Origin of the sequence: Streptomyces sp. sk2.1 (assembly GCF_008120935.1) — a bacterium.
Taxonomy (GTDB): Bacteria; Actinomycetota; Actinomycetes; order Streptomycetales; family Streptomycetaceae; genus Streptomyces.
In genome coordinates this window covers 23,372-31,699 of the sequence record NZ_RDBO01000011.1, presented here as the reverse complement: position 1 = coordinate 31,699, position 8,328 = coordinate 23,372, and the positions used below count along the sequence as shown (strand labels likewise).

Annotated in this window: 9 protein-coding genes; 4 read left to right on the top strand and 5 right to left on the bottom strand. The window is 70.7% G+C overall.

Going from position 1 to position 8,328, the window contains the following annotated elements:
* Positions 1-47 precede the first annotated feature (47 nt).
* Positions 48-506 carry an ATP-binding protein gene (locus EAO76_RS01540; RefSeq protein ID WP_148832513.1) on the bottom strand — a complete coding sequence of 153 codons (459 nt, stop codon included), beginning with the start codon at positions 504-506 and terminating at the stop codon, positions 48-50.
* A gap of 207 nt (positions 507-713) precedes the next feature.
* On the opposite strand from EAO76_RS01540, the gene EAO76_RS01535 reads away from it, so the two are divergent.
* From EAO76_RS01535 to EAO76_RS01520, 4 genes are all read left to right on the top strand, one after another.
* Positions 714-1,574 (top strand): helix-turn-helix transcriptional regulator, encoded by an 861-nt coding sequence (locus EAO76_RS01535; RefSeq protein WP_148832511.1) that lies wholly within the window; start codon positions 714-716, stop codon positions 1,572-1,574.
* The gene (locus EAO76_RS01530) at positions 1,574-1,810 is read left to right on the top strand and encodes a DUF397 domain-containing protein (RefSeq protein ID WP_148832508.1); all 237 of its coding nucleotides are present in this window, start codon (positions 1,574-1,576) and stop codon (positions 1,808-1,810) included. Before EAO76_RS01535 ends, EAO76_RS01530 begins: the two co-directional genes overlap by 1 nt.
* A gap of 147 nt (positions 1,811-1,957) precedes the next feature.
* Positions 1,958-2,767, top strand: coding sequence for an SAM-dependent methyltransferase (locus tag EAO76_RS01525; protein ID WP_148832506.1), 810 nt, complete (start codon positions 1,958-1,960; stop codon positions 2,765-2,767).
* 101 nt (positions 2,768-2,868) lie between these two features.
* Entirely contained in the window at positions 2,869-3,318 is a 450-nt protein-coding gene (locus tag EAO76_RS01520; protein ID WP_148832504.1) for a YchJ family protein, read from the top strand.
* 50 nt (positions 3,319-3,368) lie between these two features.
* Here the strand turns inward: EAO76_RS01520 and EAO76_RS01515 are convergent, their stop codons facing one another.
* The 4 genes from EAO76_RS01515 to EAO76_RS01500 all read right to left on the bottom strand — a co-directional run bounded on the left by EAO76_RS01515 (position 3,369) and on the right by EAO76_RS01500 (position 8,237).
* Positions 3,369-5,447 carry an MDR family MFS transporter gene (locus tag EAO76_RS01515; RefSeq protein ID WP_148832503.1) on the bottom strand — a complete coding sequence of 693 codons (2,079 nt, stop codon included), beginning with the start codon at positions 5,445-5,447 and terminating at the stop codon, positions 3,369-3,371.
* A gap of 58 nt (positions 5,448-5,505) precedes the next feature.
* Positions 5,506-6,333, bottom strand: coding sequence for a hypothetical protein (locus EAO76_RS01510; protein WP_148832501.1), 828 nt, complete (start codon positions 6,331-6,333; stop codon positions 5,506-5,508).
* Positions 6,334-6,545: 212 nt separating this feature from the next.
* Positions 6,546-6,809: a hypothetical protein gene (locus EAO76_RS01505; RefSeq protein WP_148832590.1), complete on the bottom strand. Its 264-nt coding sequence runs from the start codon at positions 6,807-6,809 to the stop codon at positions 6,546-6,548.
* A gap of 213 nt (positions 6,810-7,022) precedes the next feature.
* Complete coding sequence (locus EAO76_RS01500; protein ID WP_148832499.1) at positions 7,023-8,237, bottom strand: helix-turn-helix domain-containing protein; 1,215 nt, start codon at positions 8,235-8,237, stop codon at positions 7,023-7,025.
* Positions 8,238-8,328 lie beyond the last annotated feature (91 nt).

Here is an 8,328-nt window from a genome sequence, read left to right as displayed (position 1 = left end):
GGGGCGGGAACGGCGGCGGGCCTTGCGCAGGTGGGACATCGCGTTCTTCAACATGGCTGCTCCGGGCCGTGCGACAGCTCCGCCCAGACGATGCGGCCCGAGCCGTTGCCCGTGTCGCGGGAGCCCCAGGCGCTGCACATCGCGTCGACGAGCAGCAGGCCGCGCCCGTGTTCGTCGTCGGAGGCGCGGCGCAACTGCGGCCCGCCGGGCTGGTGCCCCTGGTCCTGCACGGCTATCCGCAGCCGTCTGTGAAGGCGGTGCAGCTCGCACACGACGCGCGTGCTCACGGTGTGCACCACCGCGTTGGTCACCAGCTCCGAAACGATCAGGATCGCCGCGTCATGGGTGTCCGCGTCCATCCGCCACTGGTCGAGCCGGGCCCGGGTCAGCCGCCGTGCGCCGGCCACCGACTCGGGGTGCGCGGGCAGCGCGAAGCAGTACCGGAGCGCCTCCGTCCCGGGACTGAGATCCATGAGCCGGGGGATGAGCGCACTGCCAGGTGCCACAACCGATTCCTCACAGTGGGGGCTGCGTCACGCTCCGCGCTCTCACGCGAATGAGGGCCGGCGCGACTTCGTGAACTGGTTCACTCACCAACTCTCCCCCTGTCGTGAACACTTGGCAAGGGGCACTCTGAAATTTTCAGAGTGGCTGTGTTCTGGATGGCCCACGCATGGCACACTGCTCGCAAACAGCGCATGGGGAGGTCTGAAGTGAGCGAACCGCGGTCCGCCCCGACCGTGGGTCAGGTCGTTCTCGGCAAGCGCCTGCAGGATCTGCGGGAGCGCGTCGGCCTGAACCGCGACCAGGCCGCCAAGGTTCTGCGGGTCGCGCCTGCGACAGTACGCAGGATGGAGACCGCCGAGGTCGCTCTCAAGATCCCCTATGTGCAGATGCTGCTGAAGGCGTACGGGGTCGCCGACGACGAGGCCGAGGCCTTCGTGGAGCTGGCCGAGGAGGCCAACAAGCCCGGCTGGTGGCAGCGCTTCCACGACGTGCTGCCCGACTGGTTCAGCATGTACGTCAGTCTGGAGGGCGCCGCGAGCCTCCTGCGCATGTACGAGCCGCACTTCGTCCCCGGTCTGCTCCAGACCGAGGACTACGCGCGCTCGGTGATGCGCACCGGGGCCGTCGGCCAGACCAGACCCGAGGACATAGAACGCCACGTGGCGCTGCGGATGCAGCGCCAGTCCCTGCTGACCAGACCGGACGCCCCGAAGCTGTGGGTGGTGATGGACGAGACGGTGCTGCGCCGTCCCGTCGGCAGCGTCGAGGCCATGCGGGGGCAGATCGACCGGCTGCTCGAAGCGACCGAGCTGCCCCATGTGACACTGCAGATCGCGGAATTCTCGACGGGACACCACCCGGGCACCTACGGCCCGTTCGTCCTGTTCCGGTTCGGCGTCCCCGAACTCCCCGACATGGTTTACAGCGAGTACCTGACCGGAGCCGTCTACTTCGACGCGCGCCCCGAGGTGGCCTCCTACCTCGAAGTCATGGACCGCATGGCGGCTCAGGCCGCCACTGCACAACGCACGAAGGAAATCCTCCGGGACTTCCGCAAGGAGCTGTGATGGATCCCATATACAACGGCATGCCGGCCGCCGATCTCGGCACCGAGGGCTGGCACAAGCCGTGGAGCGGTGGGAACGGGGGCAACTGCGTCGAAGCGATGAAGCTCTCCGACGGCAGGGTCGCCGTGCGCCAGTCCTCCGATCCCGACGGCCCCGCCCTGATCTACTCCCACGGCGAGATCGCCGCCTTCATCCAGGGGGCCAAGTCCGGTCAGGCGGACTTCCTCCTCACCTGACCCGATTCCCCGTCCGAACCGACCGCCCACCCGGACCCGACCGGAGCGCTCACCCGAACCGGCCTTCCCACCCGAATCCGCAGCGCCGCCGCCGTTCCCGCCCCACACTGCTGCTGTCCGCCGACCTATGGACCCATGGAGCGCGCCATGACCGGGTACGACCCCCGAGCCGTCGAGATCGACACCAGCAAACCCCATCCCGCACGGATGTACGACTGGTTCCTCGGCGGCAAGGACAACTACCCGGTCGACGAGCAGATGGCCCGGCAGCTGCTGGCCCTCGACGCCAGGGGGCGGGACATGGCCCGGGTGAACCGGGCCTTCATGCACCGCGCCACCCGGTGGCTGGCCGAGAACGGCATCCGCCAGTTCCTCGACATCGGCACCGGCATACCGACCGAACCCAACCTCCACCAGATCGCCCAGCGGACCGCCCCGGACGCACGCGTCGTCTACTGCGACAACGACCCGATCGTCCTCGCCCACGCGGCGGCCCTGCTGCGCTCCACGCCCGAGGGAGCCACCGAGTACATCCAGGCCGACGCCCGCAGGCCGGAGGCCATCCTCGAAGCGGCCGGATCGGTCCTCGACTTCGACGAGCCGATCGCGCTGTCACTGCTGGCGCTGCTGCACTTCCTGGACGACGAGGACGGGGCGTCCGAACTCGTCGACCGCCTGGTCGAGCGGCTCCCCTCCGGCAGCTACCTGGTGCTCTCGCACACCACCGGGGACTTCGACCCCGACAGCGCGGCCCGGGCGTCCGCCCTGTACAAGGCCCGCGGAATGACGCTGCGACTGCGCTCCCACGCCGAGGTCACCACGTTCTTCGACGGGCTCGAACTCGTCGAGCCGGGCGTCTCGCTCTCCGCGGACTGGCACCCGGAACTCGGCGGGGTCGTCGAGGTCGCCGGCGACGAGCCCATCCCGGGCTACGCGGGCGTGGCCCGCAAGCCCTGACCGGCCGCCGGGCCCGGTCCCGGCGCCCGTACCGGCCGGCCGCCCCCGCCCGGTGCGCACCGGCGTTCCGGACCGGTCGTACCGCAGGTCACAATGGGCGCATGTCACGACGCACCACACGACCGGGACGGCCCGCCACCGCCGGAGCACGGACCCCCGGGGTCACCGCGGGATCGCCGTGCCCGTGCGGCCTGCCCGTCACCTACGCGGACTGCTGCGGGCGCCTGCACGCCGGGACCGCCACCGCGCCGACCTGCGAGTCGCTGATGCGCTCCAGGTACACCGCCTTCGTCGTCCGGGACGCGGCGTACCTGCTGCGCACCTGGCACCCCGACACCCGGCCGCCCGCCGTCGACTTCGACCCCGCCATGCGGTGGGTGCGCCTGGAGGTGCTGGAGACGACGGAGGGCAGCCCGTTCCACACCACGGGGACGGTCACCTTCCGCGCGCACTACACGGACGACGGCCGACCGGACTCGCTCCACGAGAAGAGCCGCTTCGTCCGGCACGACGGGGCCTGGGTGTACGAGGCCGCGGTCTTCGTCGACTGACCCGTCCCGGGCGGCCCTCCGACCTGCCTCGGGCGGCCCCTCGGCCCCGGTCAGGCGACGGCCGCCGCCCGCGCCCGCTCCGGGGCGAGTTCCTGCTCCAGGTCCTCCGCCAGCAGCCGTTTGGCGATCGCGTCCACCGCCGCCCGCAGCTGCCGGTCGTCCGGGCGCGCCCCGCTCTCGTCCAGGCGGTCGTTGAGCCACCGGGCCCACGCCTCGGTGATCGTCGCGGCCTCCCGGCTCCCGGCGGCCGTGTGCGTGAACAGATGGCCGTCGCCGGTGAGGTAGCCCTCCTCGACCATCCGGTCGAAGACCGGCACCAGCACCTCGGGCGGCAGCCGGTGCCGGGCCGCGATCAGCCGCAGTCCCGCGTGGCCCACCATGCGGGTGAACAGTTCGACCTGCATCACCGCCCAGGCACCCGCCATGTCCAGCCGGGTGTCCGAGTCCGCCACGATCCGCCGGGCCGTGTCCGGCCCCGCCCCGCGCACGATCTTGGCCACGGCGAATTCGAGAAGCTTCGCCGAATCGCCGGCCCCGGGCTGCGCGAACCCCTCGCCCATGTCCGTGGAACCGGCCCGCGCGGTGTCCCGCAGCTTCACCTCCTTCAGCAGGAGCGCCACGAAGAACCCCAGGACCGCGACCGGCACCGTCCACAGGAACACGGTGTGCAGCGTGTCCGCGTACGCCTGGGCCAGCGGCGCCGACTGCGCGGCGGGCAGGGAGTGCAGCCCCTCCGGGCTCTGCGCCGCCTTCGCCAGCACCGCGGGGTCGCCGCCCGCCCGCGCCGCCGCCGTGATGCCGTCGGTCAGGTTCGGCCCCAGCGTGTTGGCGTAGATCGTGCCGAAGACCGCAGTGCCGAAGGAGCTGCCCAGCGTGCGGAAGAACGTCACGCCCGACGTCGCCGTGCCCAGGTCCGAGTAGTCCACGGTGTTCTGCACGGCGATCGTCAGCACCTGCATGGACAGGCCGATCCCGGCCCCGAGCACCAGCATGTACAGCGACTCCAGCCACACCCCGCTGTCCGGGCCCATCAGGGAGAGCAGATACAGCCCCACCACCATGATCAGCGAGCCCACGATGGGGAAGATCCGGTACCTGCCGGTCTTGGAGACCGCGTTGCCGCTGAAGATCGAGGCGGCGAGCAGCCCGATGACCATCGGCAGCGTCCGCACGCCCGACAGGGTCGCCGAGTCCCCGTCCACGTACTGCAGGTACGTCGGCAGGAAGATCATCGCGCCGAGCATCGCGAAGCCCACGATGAAGCTCAGCACCGAGCAGACGGTGAAGACCGGGTTCCGGAACAGCCGCATGGGCAGCATCGGCTCCTGCGCCCGGAACTCCACGAGGCAGAAGAGCGCCAGCGCGACGACACCGCCCGCGAACAGGGCGATGATGACGGGCGAGCCCCAGGCGTACTCGTTGCCGCCCCAGCTCGTCGCCAGGATCAGCGCGCTCGCGCCGATCGTGACCATGGCGATGCCCAGGTAGTCGATCACGGGCCGCCCGACGGCCTTGACCGACGGGATCGTCCGGGCCGCGGCGATCACCACCAGGATCGCGATCGGCACATTGACGTAGAACGCCCAGCGCCAGCTCAGATGGTCGGTGAAGAGCCCGCCGAGCAGCGGCCCGATCACCGTCGACACCCCGAAGACCGCGCCGATCGCCCCCTGGTACTTGCCCCGCTCGCGCAATGGGATCACATCGGCGATCAGCGCCATGGAGGTGACCATCAGACCGCCGGCCCCGATGCCCTGCAGGCCGCGCCAGATGATCAGCAGCAGCATGTCGGTCGCCAGTCCGCACAGGAACGAACCGGTGATGAAGATGATCGCGGACAGCTGGAAGATGATCTTCCGGCCGAACAGGTCGCCGAACTTACCCACCAGGACCGTCGCCACCGTCTCCGCGAGCAGGTACGCGGTGACCACCCACGACATGTGGGCGGCGCCGCCGAGGTCCGAGACGATCGTCGGCAGCGCCGTGCCGACGATCGTCTGGTCCAGGGCGGCCAGCAGGATCCCCAGCACGATCGTCACGAAGACGATGTTCCGGCGGCGTGGGTCGAGCACGGGTGGCGCGGCGGCACTCTGCGCGGCGGAGGCGGTCTCGCTGGCGGTGGTGGTCACGTCTGCACCCTCACACCGGCCGCCGCCTCCCGCATGTGGGGGACGGCCGGACGTGTCGTCAGCCCAGCAGGTCCCGCAGGGAATCCTTCATGCGCGCCACGAAGGCGTCCCGCACGGGCTGTGCCACCCGGTCCAGCGAGAGGTACGGATTGAGGTCCTCCAACTCGACGAGCAGCAGCTCGCCCCGGGCGGTCCGGCAGGCGTCGACCCGCTGGATGCCGTGTTCGAGGGTGTTCCACTCCACGAACCCGCGGGCGAACTCCAGATCCGCCGCGCTCGGTGCGTACGGCTCCAGCACCCACCGCCGCTCCGGGTCCGGGGCGTACAGCGCGTACTGGAAGTCGTGGTCGACGAAGTAGTAGGACACCTCGTAGCGGAAGTCGATCCGGGGCTGGACGAGCACCGTGCCGTCCTCCTCCCGCGCCAACGCCGCCTCCCGCACGAACCGCAGCCCGATCGAGTCCGCCCCCAGCTTCGGCTTGACCACGTACTGCGCCGCCCCGGGCAGCGCCCCCAGATCGGCCGCCCGGTCCACCGTGGGGATCACCGGACGGCCGGCCCGACTCAGATCGACCAGGTACTGCTTGCCCGCCATGTCCCCGCGGCCGTGCAACGGGTTGTAGACCCGGGCGCCCAGCTCCCGCGCCCGTGCGCGGAACGCGTCGTACGCCTCCTGGTAGTGCAGTACGGGACCGCTGTTGCGCATGACGGTCACGTCGAAGCCGTCCAGCAGGGCGGCGGCGTCCCGGGGGTGGCAGAGCGCGACGTCGAAGTCCTCCCGCAGCCGCGATGTCAGATGGATGTCCTCGTCGCAGTAGCGGCGTCCGCGCGCCTCGTAGGCGAGGTCGGTGACGAAGAGGACGGACGGTCGGGGTCCGGAGGGCATGTCGTTCTCCCGGGGCGTGTCGGTGACCGGATGATCAATGGCCGTGACGGCGCCGCCCGTTCCCGGCCCCGGAGCGCCACGACGGCCGCCCCGTACGGACCGACCGCGTCGCAGGCACCGCACTGCCCCGTATCCTCTCGCCCGCCCTCGCGGCCGGTCCCCGCGGGGCGTACCGGATCATGCGTCGAGCGGGGACCGGCGGGGGCTCCCGGTCACCACGGGCTGCCCGGGAGCACCGGGAGCCGGGGGTGGTGGGCGGCGAGGATCTTGTTGGCCCGGGCCAGGTCGGAGAGCGCCTGCTCGCGGTCGGCCCGGTCCTCGGCGCAGAGCAGCGGACCGCGGAAGCGGCGCACCTCGCGCGCGGCGCAGTCGGCGTCGAACTCCGCCTGCAGGATGTGCGGCGGGATGCAGGACCCGATCAGCGCGGCGACCCGGTCCGGGATCGGCACGGGGACGAGGAGGTGCGAGGCGGTCATGGGTGGTTCCCTCTCGGAACGGTTGGCCAGGAGGTGGTGCTGGGGCGCGGCCGCCGGGTGGGCGGCCGACTCCTCCAGGTGTACGGCACACAGTTCCGGGTTTCTCACTGAGAACGTCTCCGTGTGGCAACCGTTTGAGAGTGACCGGCTATTTCGCTTTACTCTCAAGTAAGTTGACTCTTGGTGAGTGACGTGATCCGGCTGAAAGTCGACTCAGAGCAGGGATTCGCCGCTCCGGTCCCGCAGCCGGAGCGCGCGCAGGACGGCCTCGGTGGAGAACCGGCTCTCGGGATCGGTCAGCTGCTCACCGAAGATCGACTCCAGATTGCGCATCCGGTAGCGGACCGTCTGGGGGTGGACGTCCAGCAGTTCGCCCATGTGGGCCGCGGTGCCCCGGGTGTCCAGCCAGATCCGCAGGGTCTCCACCAGCCGTTCCCGCCGGGTGGTGCTGATGTGGGAGATGGGAGCGAGTTCGCGCCGGGCGAGCTGGTCGACCAGGACCGGGTCGGAGAGCAGCCACAGGGTGATGAGGTGGTCCTCGCAGAGGATGACGGGCTCGTCGTCGATGACGTTGGTGTCGACGAGTTCGAGCACGCGCCGGGCCCAGCGGATCGAGTCCGAGGCCAGGGCGGTGGGAACGGTCAGGCCGATCGCGGCGCGGGTGCCCAGGAGCGCCTCGTCCAGCATGTGTCTTCGGACGTCGTCGAACGCGCCCGGGATGAGTAAGTGCGGCTGGGGATCGCTGAGGTCGGCCAGGACGTCGCGGTCCGCCACGGCCCGGTCCAGGGCGGCGGGGGAGCGGACGGCGACCAGGGTGACCTCGTCGGGCAGGGTCCAGCCGGTCTGCTCGCACAGTTCCGCGATGGCGGTGCGGGGCGCGGGGCGCCCGGCGAGGATCAGGTGCAGCAGGCGCCGGCGCATCGCCTCGGTCTGCTCGCCGTTCTGCGACTGCACCTCCAGGAAGCCCTCGCGGGAGAGGGATTCGAGCTCGTCGATGTAGGCGAAGAGGGCATCGGCGAAGCTGAGCATGAGGGTCGGCGAGAAGTTGTGACTCCGGCCGACCTTCTTGGCCCGGCGCAGCGCGACCCGGGCCCCGAGGCGGTAGGCGCCCTGGAGCGTCTCCATGGTGCGGCCCTCGTACGCCTCGAAGCGCCCGAACCGGCGGCACATGTCGTCGCGCAGCGAGGTCGAGGTGGACGGTTCGGCGACCAGGTCCACGAAGGAGGAGAGGCTCTGCTCGACACCGACCCGGATGGCCTGCCCGTTGGGACCGTTGAGCAACCGGGCGTATTCCGGATAGGCCCGGGTGACCTCGACGCCGATCTCCTTGATCAGGCTCGGCAGTTCGGGCCGCATGATGGCGGCGAATTCCTGGGGGAGCGGCCCCAGCGGATCCCCCGTGTCCGACGGCTGTATGAGTTCTGGCATGACTGTCCCCTTGCTCTCCGGCGCCCGGTGGGGGGTCAGGCGGTGGGGAAAGCGCTCCCACGAACCGACAGGTGCGTACCAAGTTCGCGAT

Bases quoted from the DNA above. Each gene is read 5' to 3' on its own strand.
- EAO76_RS01525 (WP_148832506.1), top strand. From the start codon at position 1,958: ATGACCGGGTACGACCCCCGAGCCGTCGAGATCGACACCAGCAAACCC.
- EAO76_RS01500 (WP_148832499.1), bottom strand. From the start codon at position 8,237: ATGCCAGAACTCATACAGCCGTCGGACACGGGGGATCCGCTGGGGCCG.
- EAO76_RS01520 (WP_148832504.1), top strand. From the start codon at position 2,869: ATGTCACGACGCACCACACGACCGGGACGGCCCGCCACCGCCGGAGCA.
- EAO76_RS01505 (WP_148832590.1), bottom strand. From the start codon at position 6,809: ATGACCGCCTCGCACCTCCTCGTCCCCGTGCCGATCCCGGACCGGGTC.
- EAO76_RS01530 (WP_148832508.1), top strand. From the start codon at position 1,574: ATGGATCCCATATACAACGGCATGCCGGCCGCCGATCTCGGCACCGAG.
- EAO76_RS01510 (WP_148832501.1), bottom strand. From the start codon at position 6,333: ATGCCCTCCGGACCCCGACCGTCCGTCCTCTTCGTCACCGACCTCGCC.